Genomic DNA, 23207 nt, shown 5'->3' on the forward strand with positions numbered 1-23207 from the left:
TCAGCCGAGTCTCACATCGTAGAAGAGCGGCCGCCCGTAGAGGTCGTAGTCCAGACCCTGCACGCGCTCGCCGACCGCTGTGATCGCCGAGGGGCTGTAGAGCGGGACGATGGCCGTGTACTCCGCGTTCCACTCCTGCAGCTGCGTGTAGAGCTCGTTGCGGGCGTCCTGGTCGCTCGACGCGACGGCCTCTTCCAGGAGCGCGTCGATCTCCGGGTCGCTCACCTGCGAGGCGTTCTGGAAGCCGTCGGTGTGCAGGTGCGCACGGAGGAAGTCGGCATCCACGCCGGAGAAGCCCCAGTCGGTGAGGTCGAACGTCTTCGGCTCGTACTGGGCGTTGTAGGCACCGGGCTCCAGCTCCTCGCGCTGCACCTCGAAGCCGATGGCCTTGAGATCCGACTGGATCGCGTTGGCCAGCGCCGCGCGGTCGTCGGGGACCGGGGTCCAGGCGATCCATCGCACGGACAGGCGCTCGCCGTCCTTCATGCGGATGCCGTCGGCGTCGCGCTCCGTCCAGCCGGCCTCGTCGAGCAGGGCGTTCGCGGCGTCCTGATCGAACGGCCAGGAGTCCTCCAGCGACGCGTCATAGCCCGGGGTCGTGCTGCCGAGGACGCTCCACGCCCGCGGGAACTGCCCGAAGTAGATCTCCTCGACCGCCGCGTCGACGTCGATGCCGCGGGCGAACGCCTGCCGCACCTTCTCGTCGGCGAAGACGCCGTACTTCTCGTTCAGGTAGAGCGAGTAGGGCAGTCCGGGGTACTCCACCGAGTCGACCGTGACGCCGGCGTCGTCCAGACCGGCGACCTGGTTCGGCGGGATGTTACTGGCGAGGTCGGCTTCGCCGCTCTCGATCACTCCGGTACGCACCGACGCCTCCGGCTGGATCTGCACGCGCAGCGTCTCGAACGCCGGAGCCTTCGTCTCGTGCGGACCCCAGGCGTAGTCGTCGTTGCGCGTGTAGACGATCTCCTGGTCGGCGGTGTACTCGGTGAGCACGAAGGGTCCGGTGCCGACCGTGACGTCGGGGCCGCCCGCCTTGAGCTTGTCGGCCGACTCGGCGAGCACGGCCGGCGAGTAGAAGCCGAGCTGCGGGGTGCTGGCCGCCTGCAGGAACGGCGCATACGGCTGCGTGAACGAGACCTTCACCGTGTGGTCGTCGACGACCTCGGTGCCGGCGTAGAAGTCCGCACCGAGCATGCTCGCCGCCTGGGCCGAGGCGGTCTCCGGGTCGACGATCCGGTCGAAGTTCGCCTTCACGGCCTCCGCGTCGAACGGCTCGCCGTCGGTGAAGGTCACGTCGTCGCGCAGCGTGAAGGTGTACTCCGTGCTGTCCGGCGAGACGTCCCAGCTCTTCGCGAGCCACGGGCTGAACGTGCCGTCGTCCTCCTGGAACACCAGGGAGTCGAGCACCGCGCGCTGCACCATGCCGGAGACGTCGAGCTGGCTCACCTGCGGGTCCATGTGCCCCGCGGACAGGTTCGCGCCCTCGATCGACCACACGAGCTCACCGCCGTCGCTCTCCGTGGACGGGCCGGCGCACGCGGTCAGCACCAGGGCGGTGGCGGCGGCGAGCGCGGCGAGGGGCAGGAGGCGACGCACAGGGGTGGCGGGCATGGGGATTCCTCAGAACGGACGGGTCGGGATGTCTCCATCCTAGGGCGGTTTTTTGGACCCGGTCGATCTGTGCGACCCGGGATCAGGGCGACCGCAGGATGATCCGGTGTCGCTCTGCGGCCCCGGCCCCTTCCCCCTCGACACGCGTCTGCCCTGGCGCGACGACTGCCGCGCTCACCCCTTGCACGCGAGGCTCCGGCAGCCCGACCAGCCGCACGTCGACGAGGAGGTCGCCGCGGTCCCCCGCGATCCGCCAGCGCAGCTCGGCCTCCGTCGCCGCGGCCACCACACGGTCGGGGAACGGATCCTGGTCCGCGCGGAATCCGCCGATCTCCTGGACCTGTGCCTCCAGCCGGGCATCGCGGACGTCGGCCGGGATGTCATCGAGCACGTCGGCCGGGATGTCATCGAGCACATGGTCGGCGAGGAACGGGTACGTGGCGGCGGGCCGTCCCGAGCGGATCGCGGCGTCGAGAGCCTGCGCGGCGGCGACCGTCTCCGCCCACGGGTGCAGGACCGCGGAGGGGGCGTCCGTCCGTTCGAGCAGCTGCTGGAGCGCGGCGCCTGCGATCCGCCGGGCGCCGAACTCGTCGGAGTTCCCGAAGGCGACGACGCCGATGCCGCTGGCCGCGTGCCAGCGCATGTGCGCCGAGAATCCGGGAAGACCGCCGGAGTGCTGCACGATCCGCCCGAACCGCCGGTCGTCCTCGACGAAGAGGCCGTAGCCGTAGCCGGCCCCCGCGAGATCGCGCCCGTCGAACATCGCCGACGGCACCGGGATGGGGGTGCGGGCCTGCTGCAGCTCCCGTCGCGACGCCGGAGCCAGCACGGCGGGCGCCAGCGGGTCGTCGGTGAAGGCCGAGCCGAGGAACCACATCCATCTCGCGATGTCGTCGACGGTGCTGAACATGCTGCCGATGCAGCCGAGTGCGCCGGCCCCCACGAACGGCTCGGGGCGGAACGTGGTGCCGTCGTCGAACGTCCGGAATCCGCCGGCCAGCGTCTCCGGCGCGTAGCCGTCCGACACGTGCGCCGTCCGGCGCAGCCCGAGGGGCCCGAGCAGAGTCTCCCGGATCACGTCCTCCACGGCCCGGTCCGTCACCGCTTCCACGACGCGGCCGAGCAGCGACTGGCCGAGGTTGGAGTACTGGTAGACGGTTCCCGGCACGGCCGCGAGGTGCACCCCACCGGCGAACACGGCGGCGATCTCCGCACGGGAGGCGCCGAGATGCCGGTCCACCCAGGCGTTGTCCTCCCCCAGACCGGACCGGTTGGAGAGCAGCAGGTCGCCGGTGACCTCGACGTCCGCACCCCGATGCCGTAGCCGGACCTCCGGCAGATAGGTGCGGATCGGCGCGTGGAGGTCGAGCAGCCCGCGGTCTCGAAGGGAGAGCACGGTGGCGGCCAGGAAGCTCTTGGACATCGAGGCGATGCGGAAGACGGTGTCCCGCGTCGTCGGGGCCTCATCGGCGCGGGGATGGCCGTGGGTGAGCACTGCGCGGACGCTTCCCCGTTCGGCCACGGCGGCGATGGCGGCCGGGGCGGCACGACGCGCGCGCTCGTCCAGGCCGTGGCGGAGTGCCTCCGCGGCGGACTCGGCGGTGACGAGGAGATCCGCATCCTGCCCGGTCATACGGGGACCCCGGCGCGCACCTCGTCGGCGAAGGCCTCGATGAGCGCGCGGCTGGCCGCGGTGTTGTGGTCGTGCACGCGCTCGGCGGCGGCGATGAGGGCGGGAAGCGAGCGTCCCTCTCCCCGCAGTGCCGCGTCGTCCCAACGGGCGAGGTCGGCCGCGGAGGCCTCGGGATGGAACTGCACGCCGCGCACCCGCGCCCCCAGCCGGAAGGCCTGGTTCTCGACGTCGGCGCTCGTCGCCAGCAGCACCGCCGCGGTTGGCAGCCGCGTGATCATGTCCTGATGGTTCTCGATCATCGGAGCCTCATCGCCGAGGGCCGCGAACAGGGCGTCGGCACGTCCTGCGGCGGTGGGGCGGATGGGGGTCGCGCCGCGTTCGATGGGTCCGGTCTTCTCGGCGACCTCGCCGCCGGCCACGTGGGCGAGCAGCTGACCGCCCAGGCAGATGCCGAGGGTGGGGAGGTCGCGGTCGATGGCCTCCGCGGCGAGCGCCCGCTCTGCCGCGAGCCACGGCGCGCGGTCATCGTCGTCCGGCATGAGCCCGCCGCCCAGCATGACGAGTCCGGCGTATCCCTCCAGGGAGGCGGGCAGCGGCTGCTCGGCTCCCACGACCTCGTCGACGTCGATCGCCTTCTCCCGCAGCCAGGTGCCGAGGCGGCGCGGGCCGGAGCTCGCGGAGTTCACGATCACGAGGACGCGCGGGTTCACAGCGCCCCCTCCCGCGCCGTCGTGTCGACCGCCGGCACGAGCGCGGCCGCGGCGGGCTCTCCCGCGCGGCCGGCGAGGAAGGCCTCGTGGTCGGGGTCCGACGCCTCCAGCACGCGGAGGACGTTCTCGTGCGCCGCCGCCCGGAGGTCGTCCTCCGACCAGCCGCGATGCCGCAGCTCGGCGAACAGCGCCGGGTACCCCGAGACGTCGCCGAGACCGTCCGGCATCACATCGGAGCCGTCGTAGTCGGCGCCGATCCCGACCGCATGCGCGCCGGCCACGCGACGCACGTGATCCAGGTGATCGGCGACGTCCGCGACGCCGACGCGGGGGGCCTCTCCCTCTCCCCCGGCTTCCCACCAGTCGCGGCGGGCCTGCGAGACGAACGTGGGGACGAACGGCACCATCACGACGCCGCCCTGCGCGCCGATCGCGGCGAGCACGTCGTCCGGCACGTTGCGAGGATGGTCGCACAGGGCGAAGGCGCCGGAGTGGCTGACCATCACCGGGCGGGTCGTGATCTCCAGGGCATGCCGCATGGTCGTCGGAGCGACGTGCGAGAGGTCGACGAGCACACCGATGCGGTTCATCTCGCGCACCACCTCGCGTCCGAAGTCCGTCAGACCGCCGTGGCGCGCCTCGTCGGTCGCGGAGTCCGCCCAGGCGATCGTCCGCGACCAGGTGAGGGTGAGATACCGCGCGCCGAGACGCGCGAACTGCCGCAGCACGGCCAGCGATCCGCCGAGCTGGTCGCCGCCTTCGATGCCGATGAGCGAGGCGATCCTCCCCTCCGCCATCGCCGCACGCGCGTCGGCCGCCGTCCGAGCGATCGCGAAGCGCTGCGGGTGGGCGTCGACGAGGCGGTGCACGAAGTCGATCTGCTCGAGCGTGGCCACCACCTGCTCCGCCCCTTCCAGCACGGGATCGACCCAGACCGACCAGAACTGGCCGGCGACCCCGCCCGCGGTCAGTCGCGGCAGATCCGTCTGCGTGGCCGCCACCGGGCCGGAGAGCTCCGCGACCCGGTAGCCGAGCAGCGTCCTGCTCGCCCAGGCGAGGTCGTTGTGGCCGTCGATCACCCGATCGATCGGCAGGTCCGCGTCGACCATCTCAGTCCTCTCGTCCATCCAGCACCGTGTTCATCCGCGCGGTGAGCACCGGGTCCACGGCGTGCGCGACGCCGTCCAGCTCCCGCACGGGCACCGCACCGCGGGTGCTGGAGCAGAGCCAGAGGGCGTCCGCCCGCTCCAGATCGTCCCGCATCATCGGACCGACGCGGGAGGGCACCTCGGCGAGTCCCGCGAAGACGTCGGCCTGGGTCGTCCCGGGGAGCACCCCGTACTCGGGCGGTGGCGTGACCAGCGCCCCGTCGAGCCGCGCGATCAGCGTCGACCGCGGCCCTTCGAGGACGAACCCGTCGGCGCTGACGAAGACGACATCGTCCGCACCCCGGCTCCGTGCCTCCCGCAGGGCCGCCTGGTTCACGGCGTAGGCGAGGGACTTCGCTCCCTGCAGCAGCCAGGGCGCCGTCTCCATGACGTCGTGCCGGTACCCGCGGTCGAGCACCACCGCGGAGACGCCCCGCGCGCGGACGGCCTCCGGGTCCTCTCCCGCGAAGCCGAGCACCCACCCCGTCGGTCCGGCCGGGTCGATCTCGTCCCCGCGGGTCATCGCGAACTTGATCGAGGCGATCTCCCCGTCGCGGAGCACTCCGGGGCGGGAGACCTCGGCGGCCGCGCGGCGCACCGCCCGCGCCCACAGCTCGCGGCCTGGCGCGGGCAGCCCCAGGAGCTGCGCCGAACGCTCCATCCGCACGAGATGCGCCTCCAGGGCCTGCGGCCTTCCTCCGCGCACCACGGCGGTCTCGAACACGCCGTCGCCGCGGGTGACGCCGAGGTCGGTCGCCCGGATGATCGGCTCCCGCGGATCGACGGCATGGATTCCGTCCTCCGCCGCCTCGGCGGCGAGATCGAGCCGGTACAGCAGCAGTGCGCGCATGGGATTCCGCTCTCGCAGGGTTCGGGGGCCGGTCAGCCCGCGGTCAGGACGGCCTCAGGGGCCTCGGCCGCGGAGGAGTCGAAGACGCGGGACGCGTCACGGGCGATGCGCTCGGCGAGCACCTCGTGTCCGATCCCCGGTCCGGTGGGGACCGTGACGCGACCGGCGACGGCGGTCACCGGAGGTGCGATGATGTCCGACTCGTAGTACTTGTCCGATCCCGACACATCCGACGGCAGCAGGAAACCGGGGAGCGAGGACAGCGCGACGTTCGCAGCCCGCCCGACGCCGAACTCGTGCATCCCGCCGCACCACACGGGGATGCCCGCGTCCCGCGCCACGTCGTGCGCCGCGCGGGCGACGGTGAGCCCGCCCATCCGCGACACCTTGATGTTGAGGACCCGCCCCGCCCCCAGCCGGATCATGGTCCGCAGGTCGCCGAGGTCGACGACCGACTCGTCCAGGCACACGTCCGTGTCGAGCCGCGCCTGCAGATCAGCGTGGGCCACGAGATCCCGCGGCGCGAAGGGCTGCTCGATCATGGTGAGCGCCTCGCGATCCAGGCGTGCGAACACCGCGGCCGCCCGCTCGTCATCGGCATACGCGCCGTTCGCGTCCACGTGAAGGTCGAGGTCGGGGTAGGCGGCGCGCACCGCACGCACCGGCTCCACATCCCAGCCCGGAGCGATCTTGAGCTTGACTCGGGGGTAGCCGGCGGCGCGCTGCAGCTCCACTTGGGCCAGCAGCTCGTCGATCGACGGCTCGATGCCCAGCGACACCCCCGCGACGACCTCGTCGCGCGTCCCGCCGAGGGCCGCGGCGAGCGCGATCCCCCGCCTCCGGGAGGCCAGGTCCCACACCGCGCCGGAGAACCCGGCCTTCGCGAACTCGTGCCCGCGGACTCGCGCCCATGACGCCTCCAGCTCCGCCGGGTCCTCCCCCTCGGCACGGAGCAGCGCGGGCACCAGGTAGCGGGTCGCGATCTCCCACGCGGTGACCGTGGTCTCCGCTCCGTAGAACGGATCGGACGGCGACGCGATCTCCCCCACCCCGTCTGGCCGTCGGCATCGGTGACCTCGACGAGCACGTGCTCGATGCCGGACTTGCGGTGCGAGCTCGTCTCGAAGCTGTGACGCAGCGGCTGACGCAGGGCGAAGAGCCGGACGCGGACGACCCTCACGCGTCCTCCTCCGGGCGGGCCCGCGCGGTCTCGGGGCCGTAGAGACCCAGGCGCGCCACCAGCCGGTCACGTTCGGCGAGCCGCCGTCGCGCTCCCTTCGCGCTCGCCGTGGTGAGCGCGCTCAGCAGGTGGCACACCGCCGCGACCGGGGTCGGCGAGTCGGCGTACGACGCCGATCCCGTGCGCACCCGGATGAGCGAGGTCGCGATGGATGCGAGCGGGGCGTCCTCGCTGTCGGTGATCACGACGAGCTGACCGCCCGCCTCGTGGAAGAGCCGCCCGAGCCGCACGGTCTCCTCCCGGTAGCGCCGCAGGGAGAACGCGATGAGCACGTCGCTGGCCCGGACGTCGGTGAGCACGGTGAGCGGCTGCAGCGCGTGCCCGTCGACGAGGAAGACGTTCGACAGCGTCGCCGAGAGATCCGCGTTGAGGAGCTGCGCGTACGCCGCCGCCTTGCCCTCGCCGGCGACGTACCGTCGCCGGGCGCCGAGCAGCAGCGCCGCGGCCTGCGGCACCTGGGCCGAGCGGCTGAGCTCCTCGAAAGTCTGGGCGAGCGTGCGCTGCTCGGTCTCGATGATCCGCGCCTGGATGCTCTCGGCGGAGAGGTTGGTGCGGATGCGCTCGCCGTAGCGGTCTCGCGGAGAGACGAGGTCGCGATCCTCCTGGTCGTGATCGTGGTCGTTCATGCCGTGCCCTCTCGAGGTGTCGCGCGGTAGACCGCCGTGTCGTCGTCGAGGCGCGTGGCCCCGACGAGGACGTCCCCGCGGCGGAATGCCGCGGTCATCGTCCGCTCCAGATCCCGCCGCAGCACCGCGCGCTCCTCGGCGTCGAGGGCGCCGGGTCGCGTCGGGATCGCGATCCAGGTGCCGCCGTCCGCCGCCACGGCCCGCCCCCAGTCGTCCGGCCCGAGCACGGGAGGGACGGGAAGGGACCGGCGGGTCGGACGATCGGCGACGTCCAGATCCCAGGAGACCACCAGGCGGTCGGTGTCGGGGCGGGCGTAGTAGTCGCGCTCGTACGCGATGCCGACGGCGCCGAGAGAGCTCAGATTGAAGTGCGCGTTGCGTGACAGCAGCGGATCGAACGTCCACCGCATCGTCCGCTGCCCCCAACGCAGGGCCACGGCACGCTGCGCGAGCTTGAGCGCCTGGCCGACGCCGCGTCCCTGGTGCGCGGCATCGACGGCGGCCGCCTGCGAGTAGTGGAAGGACGCGCCGGTGGTGTCACAGCCGGCGAACCCGTACGCGAACCCGATCAGCTCCCCGTCGTCGGCGAAGGCGCCGACCGCGGAACCGCCGTTGCGGGCGAGGGCGGTGAGCAGGTTGGCGTTGAGGGCGTACTCGTTCTCCGTGTATGCGAAGACGCGGGCGTACAGCGCGGCGGCCTCACGGAACTCGGTGTACCGGGTGAGCTCGCGGCAACCGTGGGCGACACCGGCGGCCACCGAAGAATGAGGCACGATACGTTTCCTAAGATCGAGGAGTCCTGCTGCTGAGAGCGATGCTATCGGCGGGTTGCGGGGCGATCAAGGGGCAAGATACGGTTCGTAACCGTGACGACTCTCTCGGCAGTGCGCGACGGGGACCATCCTTCCGACGACATCATCGCGCTCGTGCGCGAACTCGTGCTGATCGAGACGCCGAGCCGCGACACGGAGGCGAGCGCCCGCATCGCCGACCTGCTGTCCGCCTGGTTCGCCGGCGTCGGCGGCAGCGTCCAGCGGATCCCGCACGAGCTCGGGACCGATCTCGTCATCGACGTCCCCGGTACCGGAGACCCGGTCCTCCTCGTCGGCCACACCGACACCGTCTGGCCGGCGGGCACGCTGTCGGACGACCTGCCGTGGGCCGAGGACGGCGATGTCGTGCGCGGCCCCGGTGCCTACGACATGAAGGCCGGCATCGTGGTGATGCTCGAGGCCCTGCGGCACCTGCAGTCCGTGCCGCTCGCACAGCGGCGCGCCGTGCGGATCGTGCTCGTCGCGGACGAGGAGATCGGCTCCCCCGTCTCGGGCCCCCAGCTCGCGGAACGGGCCAGGGGCGCGGCCTGCGCCATCGGATTCGAGTCCCCGCATCCCGACAGTGCCCTCAAGGTCGGCCGCCGCGGCAGCGCCCGGGTGCGCATCGCCGTCACCGGCCGCGCGGCCCACGCCGCCCTCGACCCCGAGCATGGCGTCTCCGCGATCGACGAGCTCGTCGACCAGCTCCTCCGGGTCCGCACGATCGTGGCCGACCCGGAGCTTCCGAGTCCGGTGCTGTGCAACGTCGGCGTCATCGACGGCGGCGCGAGGACCAACGTGGTGCCGGCGCACGCGGCCGCCGAGATCGGCCTCCGCTTCCAAGACCCGGACAGCGAGCAGCGCGTCCTCAGCGCCCTCCAGGAGCTGGCACCGGTGCGCCCCGGCGCCCGCCTCGACGTCGCCGTGCTGAGTGCCCGGCCCGCCTGGCAGGCCTCGGCGGAGGACACCGACCTCCTCGCCCGGATCGCCGCGGCTGGTGCCGCGCTCGACCAGCAGGTCGACGGCCGCCCCGCGGCCGGCGCGGGCGACACGAACCTCCTCGGCGGACAGGGTCTGCCGACCGTCGACGGCTTCGGCCCCCGGGGTGGCGGTGCGCATGCGCTGGACGAGCACTTCCTGCGCTCCTCCCTGCACGAGCGCATCGCGCTCCTGCGTGCCGTGCTCACCGTCCCGGCGGAGTGACGATACGATTCCGGTTCCCGTGCCCGACCCGAACCGGCCCGAGATACGTTCCGGATGTCCGCGTCGAGGAGTCATCCTTCACTCCCGTCGTTCCGATGCGCGCATCCTGGCATCCGCGTGTTTCCGCCGTGTTACACCCCCTCGACGGCCGGTGATCTTTCCGATCTGCGCGATTTTTCTTCCGCGATACGCATCGAATGTCTTGACCACGGGGCCGTCTTCCGCTTGCATGGTCAGCACCGACCCGGCTTCACTGTGGATCCGGGCGGCGCCCGAAGGGACCTTCCATGCGTCTTGCCCCCCGCTCCAGAACCGTGCGAAGTCTGACCGCCGCCGCGATCGCCTCCGCGCTCCTCCTCGCCGCTCCGGTCGGTGCCGCTCAGGCGCAGTCCGTCAGCGCCGCCACCGAATCCCCGGCCTCCGACACGACGCTCCGGATCGCCACCTCCGGATTCGTGGACACGTTCAACCCGTTCATCTCGATCTACCTGACGCCGACGAACATCATCCGGTACGTCTACGAGTCGCTCGTGCAGAACGACGCCGAGGACGGCTCCCCCACGAAGGGCCTCGCCGACAGCTGGGAGGCGACCGACGGCGGCCAGACGTGGACCTTCACCCTCCAGGACGATCTCGTCTGGTCGGACGGCGAGCCCATCACCTCCGCCGATGTGAAGTACACGTACGACCAGATGATGACGGTGCCCGCGCTCGGTACCGCCAACGGCAACCTCGTCTCCAACTTCGACACCGTCGAGACCCCGGACGACAAGACCGTCGTGATCACCCTGAAGACCCCGCAGGCCCCGAACCCCGGCTCGGAGATCCCGATCGTCCCGAAGCACATCTGGGAGGAGGTCGACGACCCGACGACCTTCACCAACGACGCGGACGTGGTCGGCTCCGGCCCGTTCGTCCTCGACAGCTACTCGGCCAACCAGTCCATCGTGCTGAAGGCGAACGAGAACTTCTGGCGCGGCGCCCCCAAGATCGACGCGATCCAGTACGTGTACTACACGAACTCGGACGCCCAGGTGCAGGCGCTCAAGGCGGGCGACGTCGACCTCGTCACCGGCCTCACCCCCACCCAGTTCTCGGCACTCGAGGGCGTCGACGGCATCACCACGCACTCCGGTGAGGGCCGCCGCTACCACTCGATCAGCATCAACGTCGGTCAGCAGACCCGCGACAACGTGCCCTACGGCACCGGCAACGCCGCGCTGAAGGAGCTCGAGGTGCGCCAGGCCATCCGTCTCGGCACCGACACGGCCACCCTCCTCGACAAGGTCCTGGACGGCGAGGGCACGCTCGCGACGAGCTTCATCCCGGCGTCCTTCCCGAAGTGGCACCTCTCGGATGACGACGACGTGATCGTCGGCTTCGACCCCGAGGCCGCGCAGGCGAAGCTCGACGAGGCGGGCTGGGTCCCCGGCGCCGACGGCATCCGCGAGAAGGACGGCCAGCGCCTGAGCCTGCGCCTGCTGACGGACGCGGACGACGCGAACGAGCAGTCCATCTCCGACTTCTTCGTCCCGTGGATGAAGGACATCGGCATCGAGATCACGGTCGAGTCCACCGACTCCGACACGATCAGCGCGAAGGCCACCTCCGGCGACTACGACCTGTACTTCAGCGGCTGGTCGGTCAACCCCGACCCGGACTACCAGCTGGGCATCAACACCTGCATGAACCTGCCGACCGCGACCGACGGCACCGGCGGCACCACGCAGGACGGGTACTGCAACCCGGAGTTCGACGAGATGTACGCCGCGCAGCGCTCCGAGATCGACGCCGAGAAGCGTCAGGAGATCGTGCACGACATGCTCGCGCTGAACTACACCGACACCGCGCAGGTCGCCACCTGGTACGCCAACTCGTTGGAGGCCTACCGCTCCGACCGCTTCACGGGCTTCACGCTGCAGCCGAAGGACGGCGGCATCATCGCCAACCAGGCCGGCTACTGGGGCTACCTCACCGTCGAGCCCGTCGAGGGCGCGACCGCCGGCGGCACCGGCACGAACACCGGACTCCTCATCGGAGGCATCGTCGTGGGGGTGGTCATCATCGGAGGGCTCATCTTCTTCCTGATCCGTCGCCGCAACATCGCCGACGTCGAATGAGTCCGGAGAGACGCCGCGGGTGGCGGGCCTCCGCCCCCGCGGCGTCTCCCGGTCCGCTGTAAGGAGACCCCATGTCCAACGCGGTACCCCCGTCCACCTCCGCCATCGCGACGAGCGCCGCGGCCGAGGAGCAGCCGAAGGGCGTCGGCGCCCTCCGCTACTTCCTGGTCAAGCTCGGCGGCGCGGCCATCAGCCTGGCGATGGTGATCCTCCTCGGATTCTTCGCCTTCAAGATCCTGCCGGGCGATCCGGTGGCCTCGATCGCCCGCGAGCGCGGGATGAGCGCCGAGCAGGCCGACCAGCTGCGCGAGCAGCTCGGTCTGAACAAGCCCCTGTGGCAGCAGTTCATCGACTACCTCGGCAACGTCTTCACCCTGAACTTCGGCACGAGCTACGTCTACCGCACGTCGGTGTCCGACCTCATCGGCCAGTACTTCTGGAACACGATCCTCCTCACCGGCACGGCGGCGATCATCGCGATCGCCCTCGGCCTCTGGCTCGGACAGAAGGCGGCCTGGAAGCACGGCTCCACCTTCGACCGCGTCGTCTCCGGCACGTCGCTCGTGTTCTGGTCGGTGCCGACCTTCTGGCTGGCCCTGCTGCTCCTGATGGTCTTCGGCGGCACGCTGCACTGGTTCCCGACCGGAGGCATGGTCTCCCCCAACCCGCCCACCGATCCGGTCGGCGCGGTCCTGGACGTGATCTCGCACATGGTGCTCCCGGTGATCACGATGGTCGCGGTCGTGTACGCGCAGTACCTCATGGTGATGCGCAGCTCGCTCCTCGAGGAGATGGGCGCCGACTACCTCACCACCGCGCGGGCCAAGGGCCTCCGGGAGGACCTCGTCCGCCGTCGGCACGCCGTCCCCAACGCCCTGCTGCCGACCGTCACCCTCGTCTTCATGCACATCGGCGGTCTCATCGCCGGGGCCGTCACGGTGGAGACGGTGTTCTCCTGGCCCGGGCTCGGGAAGCTCACCTTCGAGGCCATCTCCGGCCCCGACCTCCCGCTCCTGCAGGGCACGTTCGTGGTGTTCTCCACGATCATCATCGCGATGAATCTCATCGCGGACCTCATCTACCGGCAGCTCGACCCGAGGGTGAGGCGCGCATGACCACGGCATCCCCGACCATCCGTTCGCCCCGCGCCCTGGCGTGGCACCGCCGCGGCACCGCCTTCGTCGACTTCTGCCGGCAGTTCGCCCAGCACCGGGCGGGCATGGTGGGCCTCGTCTTCCTCGTGATCGTGGCGCTCATCGCGATCTTCGCCCCCGTGATCGCCCCCGCCAGCATGCTCGACGTCACGAAGCTCGTCGACGTGCAGCGCTTCGCCCCGCCGTCCTGGGACCATCCCCTCGGCACCGACCATCAGGGGCGCGAGATCTGGGTCCGCATGGTGTGGGGCGCCCGGGTGTCCCTGCTCGTCGGCCTCGCCGCCACGGCGATGTCGATGATCATCGGCACCCTCGTCGGTCTCTCGGCCGGCCACTTCACCGGCTTCTTCGGCGGGCTGATGATGCGCATCATCGACTTCTTCCTCGTGCTGCCGTCGCTGATCCTCGCGATCGTGCTGTCGTCGGTGCTGAGCCGCGGCGTCTGGACGATCATCATCGCGATCGGCCTGACCTCCTGGGCCGGCACCGCCCGCGTCGTCCGCGCGCAGACCCTGTCCGTCGAATCGCGCGACTACATCGAGCGCTCGCGGGCCCTCGGCGCCGGGCACTGGCACATCATCATGAAGCACCTCCTCCCCGGGGTGCTCCCGCTCGTGCTCGCCAACACGACCCTCACGGTCGGCTCGGCAATCATCTCCGAATCCACCCTGGCGTTCCTCGGCCTCGGCGACACCACGCTGCAGTCGTGGGGCTCGATCCTGAAGAACGCGATGGACGTCTCCGCCGCGACCAGCGGTTACTGGTGGTACGTGCTCGTGCCCGGCATCGCCATCGTCCTCGTCGTGCTGTCGTTCACCCTGATGGGCCGCGCCGTCGAGAACATCACCAACCCGACGCTGAGGAGCCGCTGAGATGCCCGACCTGATCTTCGACGACGTCTCCATCACGTACCGCACCTCGGGGCGGTCGGGTCGGGACGAGGTGGCGGCCGTGCGCAACGTCTCGCTCACCCTCCCCGCCGGGCAGACGCTCGGCATCGCCGGCGAGTCCGGCTCCGGCAAGTCCACTCTCGCCATGAGCGTCCTCCGGCTCCTGCCGCGCAACGCCCGGCTCAGCGGCCGCGTGCTGCTCGGCGACCGGGACGTCGCCACGTTGTCCTTCGGGCAGCTGCGCGCCGTGCGCTGGGCGCAGACGTCCATCGTGTTCCAGGGCGCGATGCACTCGCTCAACCCGGTCCGCACGGTGGGCTGGCAGCTCCTGGAGGCGCTGGAGCTGCACGCCTCCGACCGATGGAAGGGCGAGAAGGCGCGCAAGGAGCGGGTCCGGGAGCTGCTCGACATCGTCGACCTGCCGCAGCAGAAGAGCGAGTCGTACCCGCACGAGCTCTCCGGCGGCCAGAAGCAGCGCGTGATGATCGCGATGGCCCTCGCGTGCGATCCCGAGGTCATCATCGCGGACGAGCCGACCACCGCACTCGACGTGATCGTGCAGAAGCAGATCCTCGACATGATCTCGCGTCTGGTGGCGGAGCGCGGCATCTCGATGCTCATGATCAGCCACGACCTCTCGGTGCTCGCCACGGCGTGCGACCGGATCGCCATCATGCGCGACGGCGAGCTCGTCGAGGTCGGCGAGAGCTACGCGGTCTGCACGACCCCGCAGGAGGCGTACACGCGACAGCTCGCCGACGCCTTCCCCACGATCGGCGACCCCGCCTCGCGGATGGCCCCGGTGACGCGGCACGGCCGCGATGCGGACGAGGTGCCGGAGATCACCCACGGCGACGAGGTGCTGCTGGAGGCGCGCGGAGTCAACGTCACCTACCGCTCCGGCGGGCGCCCCGTGCATGCGGTCCGCGACGTCGACCTCTCGGTGCGCAAGGGCGAGATCGTCGCGCTCGTCGGCCAGTCCGGCTCCGGCAAGTCGACCCTCGCCCGCGCGCTCATGGGCCTGCAGCCCGCCGACCCCGGGTCGCAGATCCTCTTCGATGGCGCACCGATCCCGTCGAAAGGTCGCGACCTCGCGCGGTTCCGCTCGCAGGTGCAGCTCGTGCTCCAGGACCCGTGGGCCGCCCTGAACCCCAAGCACAGCGTCTACGAGTCCGTCGCCGAGGGGCTGCGCGTGCAGCGCTTCCCCGGCGACGAGCGCGAACGCGTGGCACAGAGCCTCGCCGACGCGGAGCTCACCCCGCCGGAGCGCTACTTCGGCGCCATCCCGCAGGAGCTCAGCGGCGGGCAGCGACAGCGCGTCGTCATCGCCGGTGCGCTCGCCGTGCAGCCGCAGCTGCTCATCGCGGACGAACCCGTCGCCTCGCTCGACGCGTCCGTGCGCGGAGAGATCCTCGGACTCATGCTGGAGCTGCGCCGCCGCCTCGGGCTCTCCGCCCTCGTCATCACGCACGACCTCGGTCTCGCCTGGAACATCGCCCACACGGTCGCGGTGATGTACCACGGACAGATCGTCGAGCACGGACCCACCGAAGAGGTGCTGCTGAACCCGCAGCACGAGTACACCCGGCACCTGCTGTCCGCGGCGCCGCGCATCGAGGAGAAGACGGCATGAGCACCCTGACGGAGGCGGCGGTGTCGCCGTATCTCGACACGGCTCCCCTGCAGCCCGGCGACACGGTGGCGATCGTCTCGCCGTCCGGTCCCGGCAACGAGGAGAACACGCAGCGCGCCGTCGGCTACTACGAGTCCTGGGGGCTGAACGTCCGGGTGGGTGAGCATGTCCTCACGCTCCACCCGCGCGCGTCGTACCTCGCGGGGCCGGACGACCTCCGCCGCGCCGACCTCGTCGACGCCTGGCTCGATCCGGACGTGGACGCCGTCGTCACGGCTCGCGGCGGCTACGGTGCCCTGCGCCTCCTCGACGGCATCGACTGGGCCGACATGCGCCGCGGGGCGCTGCGCCGGGACGGGCGGCCGAAGCTCCTCACGGGCTCGTCCGACGTGACCGCCCTGCACGAGACGTGGCGCGCGCACCTCGACGTCGCGACGCTCTTCTGCCCGATGGCAGGGAACAACGTCTTCCGCGATTCGGAGCAGGTGCGCGACGACGTGCAGCGCTGGCTCTTCGAACCCTGGCGCGGGCGGGAGCTCATCGGCCCGAAGACCGAGATCATGACGCCGGGCCGCGCCGAAGGGCGCTTCACGGGCGGCAACCTCAGCCTGCTCGCCGCCGGACTCGGCGCCCCGGAGGCGGACGTCCCCTCCCCCGGCATCCTGTTCCTGGAGGACATCACCGAGGAGCCGTACCGCCTGGACAGCTTCGTCACGCAGCTCCGGCGCGCGGGCCGTCTCGCCCAGGCGACGGGCATCGTGCTCGGCTCCTGGCACGAGTGCGGCGACCTCGACCTCGTCCACGCGCTCATGCGGGACGAGTTCCAGGACGCCGGGGTCCCCGTGCTGTGGGAGCAGGGCTTCGGCCACGACCCGCACGCCCTGACCATCCCGCTCGGTGTCGACGGGGTGCTGGACGCGACCGGCGACGAACCCCGCCTCACGGTGGGACGGCCATGATCGCCCTTCCGCCCCTCGATCCCCGCGTCACCTGGTCGATCCGGCTCGTCGACGCCGGCACCGGGGAGACCCTGGCCGAGCACGAGCCGCACACGCAGTGCGAGACCGCGAGCATCGGCAAGATCTTCCTGCTCCTCGAGGTCGCTCGACGGCTGGAGGCGGGCGCGCTCGCCGAGGACGACCGGATCGCGATCCCGGACGAGCACCGCGTCGAGGACTCCGGGCTGCTGTACCGCATGCACGATCAGCGCATCACGGTCCACGATGCGGCGCTCCTCGTCGCGGCGGTGAGCGACAACCTCGCCACGAACGCCCTGATCCACCTCTGCGGCCTGGAGGAGGTGCGAGCCGTCGCTCCGGCACTCGGGTACCGCGACACCGCCCTGCACGACTACATCCGCAATGAGCGCACCCCCGACCTGCCCTGGACGCCGTCGTTCGGCACCGCGGCCGAGCTGTCCGACGTGATGCGCCGACTCGGGGCGGGCGAGGCGTTCTCCCCCGCGGTGAGCGCCCGGGTGCTGGACTGGCTCGCCGCCGACACCGACACGTCGATGACCGCCGACGCCTTCCTCCTCGACCCCCTCGCCCACGTCGAGGCCGAGTATCAGGGCATGGTGCTGCGTCACAAGACCGGCAGCGTGAGCTTCGCCCGCGTCGACGTCGGACTGCTGCGGGGCCCGAGGGCCGCCGTCGCGTATGCGGTCGCGGCGAACTGGAAGGACTCCGCGGCCGACCTCCGCGCGCCCGTGCTCGACGACATGCGCGCCGTCGGCGAGCTCATCCGTGCGCACGTGACCGAGCGTGCACGGGACGAGGAGGACGTATGAGCGCGATCGACGTGGAGCTCCCCGACGAGAACGGCACGGTGTGGTCGATCCTCGTCCAGGACATCGACTCCGGCGAGGTGCTGCTGCGCCATGACCCGGAGGCGGTGCAGGACACGGCGAGCGTCGGCAAGATCTTCCTCCTGCACCGCCTCCTCGCCGAGGTGGACGCCGGCACGCGGACTCTGGACGAGCGCGTGACCCGAAGGCCGGTCGAGGCGATCGAGGACTCCGGCCTCTGGTACCTGCTGCAGGCGTCCGAGCTGTCGCTGTACGACGTGGCCGCGCTCATCGGGGCCGTGAGCGACAACGCCGCGACCAACACGCTGGGCCGCGTCATCGGCATCCCGACCGTGCAGGAGCACACGCGCGCGCTCGGCTACACCGCCTCGGCCCTCGACGACATCGTGCGGTGGCCGATCCCGCCCGGTGCCCCGAAGACGCTGTCGCACGCCAACGCCGCGGAGCTCGTGCTCTTCATGTCGCGCCTAGCCGATGGGACCGATCTCTCCCCCCCCTCGGCCGACACGCTGCGCCGCTGGCTGGGCGCGGGCATGGACCTGTCGATGGTCGCGTCGGCGTTCGACCTCGACCCGCTCGCGCACTGGGGCTTCGATCGCGGCGTCTGGCTGTTGAACAAGACCGGCACGATCTCCCGCGTCCGCGCCGACACCGGGATCGTCATGTCCCCTACCCGCCGGATCGCCTACGCCGTCCTGGCGAACTGGGACCGGGGTGCCGACGGACGCGGACCGGTGCTGGCCGCCATGCGCCGCATCGGCGAGGGCATCCACGCCGCGCTCGCCGACTGAGACCGCCGCGGCTCAGACGACCCCGGCGCGGGCCAGGCGTTCCCGCACCCGGTCGATCGGCACCGCGTGCGCCGTCCGCCCCTCGGGGCCCACGGTGGTCTCCGCGGCGAGCACCGAGTTGACCAGGGCCTCCTCGACCGCGTCCATCGTCGCGGCGAAGAGCGGCGAGAGCTCGTCGTCCGCCGCCGGACCGCCGTCCGCTTGGTCGTGCACCGAGAAGGCGATCGCGTAGTCGCCGCTGCCCTGCGCATAGTCGGCGCCGACACCGCGCATCGCGAACACGGCCCTGTTGGCCACGCGGCCCAGCTGCCGCCCCTCGACGGGCGCGTCCGTCGCGACGACGATCATGCAGGAATTGCCGACGGGCTGTGCCGGAGCATCGGCGAGGAGCTCCTCCGCGGGCAGCGGGACGCCGGCGATCCGCAGCGTGCCGCTGAAGTTCGTCTGCACGAGCGCCCCCACGGTGCGCGAGCGCCCCGCGACCTCGACCAGCCGCGATGCCGTGCCGATGCCGCCCTTGTACCCGAGGGCGACGGTCCCGGCACCGGCGCCCACACCTCCCTCGGCGACCGCACCCGGAGTCGCCGCGGCCAGCGCCGCCGCCACCTGCTCCTCCCCCACGGCTCGGCGACGGATGTCGGAGAGGAATCCGTCATTCGTCTCGCCCACCACCGGGTTCAACGTGGTCGTCCGTGCGTGCGCCGGCGTCGCCAGCAGATGCCCGAGCAGCGCGTCCGCGACGCGGAACACGGACAGCGTCGAGGTCAGCAGGATCGGCGTCTCCAGCGCCCCGAGCTCCCGGAGCTGTGTGGCGCCGACGAGCTTGCCGTAGCCGTTGCCCACGGAGAGGTTCGCGGGAAGGCTCCGACGCTCGGCGGCGAGGGCGTCGGGGACGATCGCCGTCACGCCCGTGTGCAGACCGTCGCCGTGCAGCGTGGCATGCCCCACCCGCACACCGGGGACGTCGGTGATCGCGTTCTCCGCGCCGCGCAGGAAGGCTCCGGACGGCACACCGAGGTCGGCGAGACGGGGACGGGAGGACGAGGACGACGGCGGTGTCATGCTCCGATCCTTCCAGCGTCGGAGGGACCGACCGCAGCGCCGCGCCGGAGGCTCCGCCGGGTCGAGCGCCCCGCCCGTGCGCTCGGTAGACTGGGCGGCACCACCCACACTCAGGCACGCTCACACAGTGCCGCATACATCGCTCGAGGAGACCTCCATGTCCGCCATTCCCGACAAGCCCGCACTCGAAGGTCTCGAAGCGAAGTGGGACGCCGCCTGGGCGGAGCAGGGCACATACCTGTTCGACCGTCTGCGCGCCGCCGAGCTCGGTCGTGAGGGCGTCTACTCGATCGACACCCCGCCGCCCACCGCCTCGGGCAGCCTCCACATCGGTCACGTGTTCTCCTACACGCACACCGACGTCAAGGCCCGGTATGAGCGCATGCGCGGCAAGACCGTGTTCTACCCGATGGGCTGGGACGACAACGGTCTTCCCACCGAGCGCCGCGTGCAGAACTACTACGGCGTGCGCTGCGACCCGTCCCTCCCCTACGACGCCGACTTCACCCCGCCGTTCGAGGGCGGCGACAACAAGTCGAGCCGGGCCGCGGACCAGCAGCCGATCAGCCGTCGCAACTTCATCGAGCTGTGCGAGCGCCTCACGATCGAGGACGAGAAGCAGTTCGAGGCGCTGTTCCGTCAGCTCGGGCTGAGCGTGGACTGGACGCAGACCTACCGCACCATCTCCGACGACACGATCCGGCAGAGCCAGCTCGCCTTCCTCCGCAACATCGAGCGCGGCGAGGCGTACCAGGCCCTCGCGCCGACGCTGTGGGACATCGACTTCCGCTCCGCGATCGCGCAGGCCGAGCTCGAGGACCGCGACCAGCAGGCCGCGTACCACACGATCGAGTTCCCCTTCGCGGACGGCTCCGGCTCCATCGCGATCGACACCACGCGCCCGGAGCTCCTCCCCGCGTGCATCGCGATCGTGACCCACCCCGAGGGACCGCACAAGCACCTCATCGGCACCAAGATCCGCACGCCCTACTTCGGCGCCGAGATCGAGATCCACGGCCACCACCTCGCCCAGCCCGACAAGGGCACGGGCGCGGCCATGGTCTGCACCTTCGGCGACGTGACCGACATCATCTGGTGGCGCGAGCTGCGCACCACCGCCGGCGAGTCCCTGCCGAACATGACGACGATCGGTCTCGACGGCCGCTTCCTCCCGGAGGCCCCCTCGATCGTGGCCGACGCCGACGCCCGCGCCTGGTACGCGGAGAACGTGGCGGGCAAGACCGTCTTCAGCGCCCGCAAGGCGATCGTGGAGAAGCTGCAGGAGACCGGCGACATGACCGCCGTCGGCAAGCCCTTCCAGCACGCCGTGAAGTTCTTCGAGAAGGGCGACCGCCCGCTCGAGATCGTCTCGACCCGGCAGTGGTACATCCGCAACGGCGCCCGCGACGGGGAACTGCGCGATCAGCTCCTCGCGCACGGCACCGAGCTGGCGTGGCACCCCGACTTCATGCGGGTCCGCTACGAGAACTGGGTCGGCGGCCTCACGGGCGACTGGCTCGTGTCCCGGCAGCGGTTCTTCGGCGTGCCGATCCCGCTCTGGTATGCGCTGGACGAGAACGGTGAGCGCGACTACGACCGGGTGCTCACCCCGGATGCGGCCGCGCTGCCCATCGACCCGACCACGGATGTGCCGGCCGGCTACACCGAGGCCCAGCGCGGCGTGCCGGGCGGGTTCGACGCCGAGGCCGACATCCTCGACACGTGGGCGACCTCGTCGCTGACCCCGCAGCTCGCGGGCGGCTGGCAGCGCGACGAGGAGCTGTGGCAGCTCACCGCTCCGTTCGACCTGCGCCCGCAGGGACAGGACATCATCCGCACCTGGCTCTTCTCGACCATGCTGCGCTCCACGCTCGAAGACGGCCGCGCCCCGTGGAAGAACGCCGCCATCTCGGGCTTCATCGTCGACCCCGACCGCAAGAAGATGTCGAAGTCGAAGGGCAACGTGGTCACCCCGGCCGACGTGCTCGACGCCCACGGCTCGGACGCGGTGCGGTACTGGGCGGCGTCGAGCCGCCTCGGCATGGACGCGGCCTTCGACCCGCAGAACCCGACCCAGGTGAAGATCGGCCGGCGTCTCGCGATCAAGGTGCTCAACGCCGCCAAGTTCGTGCTGTCGTTCCCCGTGCCCGAGGGCGCTCAGGTGACGCACGCGCTCGACGCCTCGATGCTCACGGCACTCGACGGCGTGGTGGCCGAGGCGACCGCGGCCTTCGACCGGTATGACGCGGCGCGGGCGCTGGAGCTGACCGAGGCGTTCTTCTGGACCTTCTGCGACGACTACCTGGAGCTCGTGAAGGAGCGCGCCTACAACCAGAACGACGTGGGCCAGGCCTCGGCCGCCCTCGCGCTGCGTCTGGCGCTGTCCACGCTGCTCCGCCTGCTCGCCCCGGTGCTCTCCTTCGCCACCGAGGAGGCCTGGTCGTGGTTCGAGGAAGGCTCCGTGCACACCGCAGCGTGGCCCGAGAAGCTCGGCATCGAGGGTGACCCGGCCGTGCTGGCCGCCGCGAGCGAGGCGCTCATCGGCATCCGGCGCGCGAAGACCGAGGCGAAGGCATCGCAGAAGACCCCGGTCTCCCGTGCCGCCATCGCCGCTCCCGCCGCGAAGGTCGAGGCCCTGCGCGCCGCAGCGGACGACCTCCGCGCGGTCGGCCGCATCGCCGAGCTCGAGATCACCGAGGCGGAGGAGTTCGCGGTCACCGCGATCGAGCTCGCCCCGGTCGAGGCCTCCTGATGCAGCTCGGCACGCGGTGGGCCACGGGTGCTCAGCCGCCCGCGTCGGTTCCCGAGGCGCTGCGTCCCGCGATCGCCGAGGTCGAGTCCCAGGGCCTCACCGGCCACTGGACCCTCACCTGGCTCGAGGGCCGCGCGATCGCCGAGCTCGACGCCGGCTGGGAGGTCCTCCAGACCCCCTCCGGCGAGGTCATCGCCCGCCCCTTCTGATTCCGAGACCCCGCTTCATCGTCGAGACCCCCTCCTTCCCGCGCGGGAAGGAGGGGGTCTCGACGCGTACCCGGGGTCTCGTGTCAGCGGCGCGGGGCTCCGAGCTGCGCGAGGAGATGATCCACGGCGTGCGGGTCGTGGCGGCGGGCCTGCTGTTCGCGGAGGAGGTCGAGGGCGAGGGTCCGCCGCTGTGCGCGCCGTTCGATCCGGTGCTCGACCACGGCGGTGACCCGGTCGGCGAGGCGCAGCAGGCCGCGCTCCGTCCGTGTGGGACGGACGAGGTGCAGCGTCGCGGCGGTCATGATGCCTCCCCCGTCTCGGTTGTGGCCGCACCGTCCGGAGTCGGCAGATCGAAGATCTCGGCACGGAGGGAGACGCGGCGCACGTCGGGTCCCTCCTGACCGCGGTACTGCGCGATCGCCTTCTCCACGACCGCCTCCAGCTCGGCCCGCAGCGACATCGCCTGCTCCGCGGTCATGTCGAGGTGCGTGGTGATCGTCACGCCGACGTCGCGCCAGCCCTCGGGGACCTCGGACTCCGGGCGGTTGAGGTACCGCATCAGCGTCTCGTGCCGGAGTCGGAAGAACTCCGAGGTCACGATCTGCGCCGCAGCGCGGTTCGCCGGCGACATCTGCTCGTCCGGCCCCGGCACGTCGATCCGGCCCTTCGGACGCTCCCACCATCGCTCCCGTGCCGTGCCCCGGCCTTCCACCTCGCGGATGAGGTCGTGAGCGGCGAGGGCGCGGAGGTGGTAGCTGGTGGATCCCGAGGTCTCCCCCACGAGCGCCGCGAGAGAGCTCGCCGTCTGAGGACCACGAGAGGCGAGCAGATCGAAGATCCTGACCCGCAGCGGATGGGCGAGCGCCTTGAGCGCCCCCGCATCGAGCGTCCGTACCTGCGTCTCGTTCGTCATGAATGCAAAGATACGCTTGCAAACAACTCTTTGCAAGCGT

At 71.3% G+C, this 23207-nt stretch carries 21 protein-coding genes; 10 read left to right on the forward strand and 11 right to left on the reverse strand.

Features of this window, described 5'->3' with window-relative positions:
• The 8 genes from IZR02_RS09775 to IZR02_RS09810 all read right to left on the reverse strand — a co-directional run bounded on the left by IZR02_RS09775 (position 1) and on the right by IZR02_RS09810 (position 8594).
• Positions 1-1614 (reverse strand): ABC transporter substrate-binding protein, encoded by a 1614-nt coding sequence (locus IZR02_RS09775; protein ID WP_025104986.1) that lies wholly within the window; start codon positions 1612-1614, stop codon positions 1-3.
• A gap of 82 nt (positions 1615-1696) precedes the next feature.
• Positions 1697-3247: a serine hydrolase domain-containing protein gene (locus tag IZR02_RS09780; RefSeq protein WP_217316407.1), complete on the reverse strand. Its 1551-nt coding sequence runs from the start codon at positions 3245-3247 to the stop codon at positions 1697-1699.
• On the reverse strand, positions 3244-3957 hold the full coding sequence (locus IZR02_RS09785; RefSeq protein WP_025104988.1) for a type 1 glutamine amidotransferase: 714 nt from the start codon (positions 3955-3957) through the stop codon (positions 3244-3246). Before IZR02_RS09785 ends, IZR02_RS09780 begins: the two co-directional genes overlap by 4 nt.
• Positions 3954-5066 carry a dipeptidase gene (locus IZR02_RS09790; protein ID WP_029989836.1) on the reverse strand — a complete coding sequence of 371 codons (1113 nt, stop codon included), beginning with the start codon at positions 5064-5066 and terminating at the stop codon, positions 3954-3956. The genes IZR02_RS09785 and IZR02_RS09790 overlap by 4 nt, the downstream gene beginning before the upstream one ends.
• Before the next feature lies 1 nt (position 5067).
• A complete protein-coding gene (locus IZR02_RS09795) occupies positions 5068-5955 on the reverse strand; it encodes an aminotransferase class IV (protein WP_025104990.1) in 888 nt (295 codons plus the stop codon).
• A 32-nt stretch (positions 5956-5987) separates the two neighbouring features.
• Positions 5988-7004, reverse strand: coding sequence for an o-succinylbenzoate synthase (gene menC / locus IZR02_RS09800; RefSeq protein ID WP_254385345.1), 1017 nt, complete (start codon positions 7002-7004; stop codon positions 5988-5990).
• A 127-nt stretch (positions 7005-7131) separates the two neighbouring features.
• A complete protein-coding gene (locus tag IZR02_RS09805) occupies positions 7132-7821 on the reverse strand; it encodes a MurR/RpiR family transcriptional regulator (protein ID WP_025104992.1) in 690 nt (229 codons plus the stop codon).
• The gene (locus tag IZR02_RS09810) at positions 7818-8594 is read right to left on the reverse strand and encodes a GNAT family N-acetyltransferase (RefSeq protein WP_162817581.1); all 777 of its coding nucleotides are present in this window, start codon (positions 8592-8594) and stop codon (positions 7818-7820) included. The genes IZR02_RS09805 and IZR02_RS09810 overlap by 4 nt, the downstream gene beginning before the upstream one ends.
• A gap of 93 nt (positions 8595-8687) precedes the next feature.
• Between IZR02_RS09810 and IZR02_RS09815 the strand changes: the two genes are divergently transcribed.
• The 8 genes from IZR02_RS09815 (at position 8688) to IZR02_RS09850 (ending at position 18231) form a co-directional block, all read left to right on the forward strand.
• Positions 8688-9836, forward strand: coding sequence for a M20/M25/M40 family metallo-hydrolase (locus IZR02_RS09815; RefSeq protein ID WP_025104994.1), 1149 nt, complete (start codon positions 8688-8690; stop codon positions 9834-9836).
• 314 nt (positions 9837-10150) lie between these two features.
• Positions 10151-11956: an ABC transporter substrate-binding protein gene (locus tag IZR02_RS09820; protein WP_240183582.1), complete on the forward strand. Its 1806-nt coding sequence runs from the start codon at positions 10151-10153 to the stop codon at positions 11954-11956.
• Between the two features lie 71 nt (positions 11957-12027).
• Positions 12028-13071, forward strand: coding sequence for an ABC transporter permease (locus tag IZR02_RS09825; RefSeq protein WP_025104996.1), 1044 nt, complete (start codon positions 12028-12030; stop codon positions 13069-13071).
• Entirely contained in the window at positions 13068-13982 is a 915-nt protein-coding gene (locus IZR02_RS09830; protein WP_025104997.1) for an ABC transporter permease, read from the forward strand. The genes IZR02_RS09825 and IZR02_RS09830 overlap by 4 nt, the downstream gene beginning before the upstream one ends.
• A 1-nt stretch (position 13983) precedes the next feature.
• Positions 13984-15633 carry an ATP-binding cassette domain-containing protein gene (locus IZR02_RS09835; protein ID WP_025104998.1) on the forward strand — a complete coding sequence of 550 codons (1650 nt, stop codon included), beginning with the start codon at positions 13984-13986 and terminating at the stop codon, positions 15631-15633.
• Positions 15630-16592 carry a S66 peptidase family protein gene (locus tag IZR02_RS09840; protein ID WP_025104999.1) on the forward strand — a complete coding sequence of 321 codons (963 nt, stop codon included), beginning with the start codon at positions 15630-15632 and terminating at the stop codon, positions 16590-16592. Before IZR02_RS09835 ends, IZR02_RS09840 begins: the two co-directional genes overlap by 4 nt.
• Positions 16589-17422, forward strand: coding sequence for a serine hydrolase (locus IZR02_RS09845; protein ID WP_025105000.1), 834 nt, complete (start codon positions 16589-16591; stop codon positions 17420-17422). The genes IZR02_RS09840 and IZR02_RS09845 overlap by 4 nt, the downstream gene beginning before the upstream one ends.
• Positions 17419-18231 carry a serine hydrolase gene (locus IZR02_RS09850; RefSeq protein ID WP_025105001.1) on the forward strand — a complete coding sequence of 271 codons (813 nt, stop codon included), beginning with the start codon at positions 17419-17421 and terminating at the stop codon, positions 18229-18231. Before IZR02_RS09845 ends, IZR02_RS09850 begins: the two co-directional genes overlap by 4 nt.
• A gap of 12 nt (positions 18232-18243) precedes the next feature.
• Here the strand turns inward: IZR02_RS09850 and IZR02_RS09855 are convergent, their stop codons facing one another.
• Entirely contained in the window at positions 18244-19293 is a 1050-nt protein-coding gene (locus IZR02_RS09855; protein WP_025105002.1) for a P1 family peptidase, read from the reverse strand.
• 157 nt (positions 19294-19450) lie between these two features.
• Between IZR02_RS09855 and valS the strand changes: the two genes are divergently transcribed.
• Both valS and IZR02_RS09865 read left to right on the forward strand, forming a co-directional pair.
• A complete protein-coding gene (valS, locus tag IZR02_RS09860) occupies positions 19451-22045 on the forward strand; it encodes a valine--tRNA ligase (protein ID WP_025105003.1) in 2595 nt (864 codons plus the stop codon).
• Complete coding sequence (locus IZR02_RS09865) at positions 22045-22254, forward strand: hypothetical protein (RefSeq protein ID WP_025105004.1); 210 nt, start codon at positions 22045-22047, stop codon at positions 22252-22254. The genes valS and IZR02_RS09865 overlap by 1 nt, the downstream gene beginning before the upstream one ends.
• A gap of 83 nt (positions 22255-22337) precedes the next feature.
• Here IZR02_RS09865 and IZR02_RS09870 read toward each other — a convergent pair whose 3' ends face one another.
• Together IZR02_RS09870 and IZR02_RS09875 are read right to left on the reverse strand one after the other, a co-directional pair.
• The gene (locus IZR02_RS09870; protein WP_025105005.1) at positions 22338-22556 is read right to left on the reverse strand and encodes a hypothetical protein; all 219 of its coding nucleotides are present in this window, start codon (positions 22554-22556) and stop codon (positions 22338-22340) included.
• Complete coding sequence (locus IZR02_RS09875; RefSeq protein WP_025105006.1) at positions 22553-23167, reverse strand: ArsR/SmtB family transcription factor; 615 nt, start codon at positions 23165-23167, stop codon at positions 22553-22555. The genes IZR02_RS09870 and IZR02_RS09875 overlap by 4 nt, the downstream gene beginning before the upstream one ends.
• Between the last annotated feature and the right edge of the window lie 40 nt (positions 23168-23207).

Origin of the sequence: Microbacterium paraoxydans, from assembly GCF_019056515.1 — a bacterium.
Lineage (GTDB): Bacteria > Actinomycetota > Actinomycetes > Actinomycetales > Microbacteriaceae > Microbacterium.

Excerpts from the sequence above, each read along its gene's own strand:
- IZR02_RS09795 (WP_025104990.1), bottom strand. The coding sequence starts at position 5,955 with ATGCGCGCACTGCTGCTGTACCGGCTCGATCTCGCCGCCGAGGCGGCG.
- IZR02_RS09835 (WP_025104998.1), top strand. The coding sequence starts at position 13,984 with ATGCCCGACCTGATCTTCGACGACGTCTCCATCACGTACCGCACCTCG.
- IZR02_RS09870 (WP_025105005.1), bottom strand. The coding sequence starts at position 22,556 with ATGACCGCCGCGACGCTGCACCTCGTCCGTCCCACACGGACGGAGCGC.
- IZR02_RS09825 (WP_025104996.1), top strand. The coding sequence starts at position 12,028 with ATGTCCAACGCGGTACCCCCGTCCACCTCCGCCATCGCGACGAGCGCC.
- IZR02_RS09850 (WP_025105001.1), top strand. The coding sequence starts at position 17,419 with ATGAGCGCGATCGACGTGGAGCTCCCCGACGAGAACGGCACGGTGTGG.
- IZR02_RS09865 (WP_025105004.1), top strand. The coding sequence starts at position 22,045 with ATGCAGCTCGGCACGCGGTGGGCCACGGGTGCTCAGCCGCCCGCGTCG.
- IZR02_RS09790 (WP_029989836.1), bottom strand. The coding sequence starts at position 5,066 with ATGGTCGACGCGGACCTGCCGATCGATCGGGTGATCGACGGCCACAAC.
- IZR02_RS09775 (WP_025104986.1), bottom strand. The coding sequence starts at position 1,614 with ATGCCCGCCACCCCTGTGCGTCGCCTCCTGCCCCTCGCCGCGCTCGCC.
- IZR02_RS09840 (WP_025104999.1), top strand. The coding sequence starts at position 15,630 with ATGAGCACCCTGACGGAGGCGGCGGTGTCGCCGTATCTCGACACGGCT.
- valS (WP_025105003.1), top strand. The coding sequence starts at position 19,451 with ATGTCCGCCATTCCCGACAAGCCCGCACTCGAAGGTCTCGAAGCGAAG.
- IZR02_RS09830 (WP_025104997.1), top strand. The coding sequence starts at position 13,068 with ATGACCACGGCATCCCCGACCATCCGTTCGCCCCGCGCCCTGGCGTGG.
- IZR02_RS09845 (WP_025105000.1), top strand. The coding sequence starts at position 16,589 with ATGATCGCCCTTCCGCCCCTCGATCCCCGCGTCACCTGGTCGATCCGG.
- IZR02_RS09805 (WP_025104992.1), bottom strand. The coding sequence starts at position 7,821 with ATGAACGACCACGATCACGACCAGGAGGATCGCGACCTCGTCTCTCCG.
- IZR02_RS09780 (WP_217316407.1), bottom strand. The coding sequence starts at position 3,247 with ATGACCGGGCAGGATGCGGATCTCCTCGTCACCGCCGAGTCCGCCGCG.
- IZR02_RS09875 (WP_025105006.1), bottom strand. The coding sequence starts at position 23,167 with ATGACGAACGAGACGCAGGTACGGACGCTCGATGCGGGGGCGCTCAAG.
- IZR02_RS09855 (WP_025105002.1), bottom strand. The coding sequence starts at position 19,293 with ATGACACCGCCGTCGTCCTCGTCCTCCCGTCCCCGTCTCGCCGACCTC.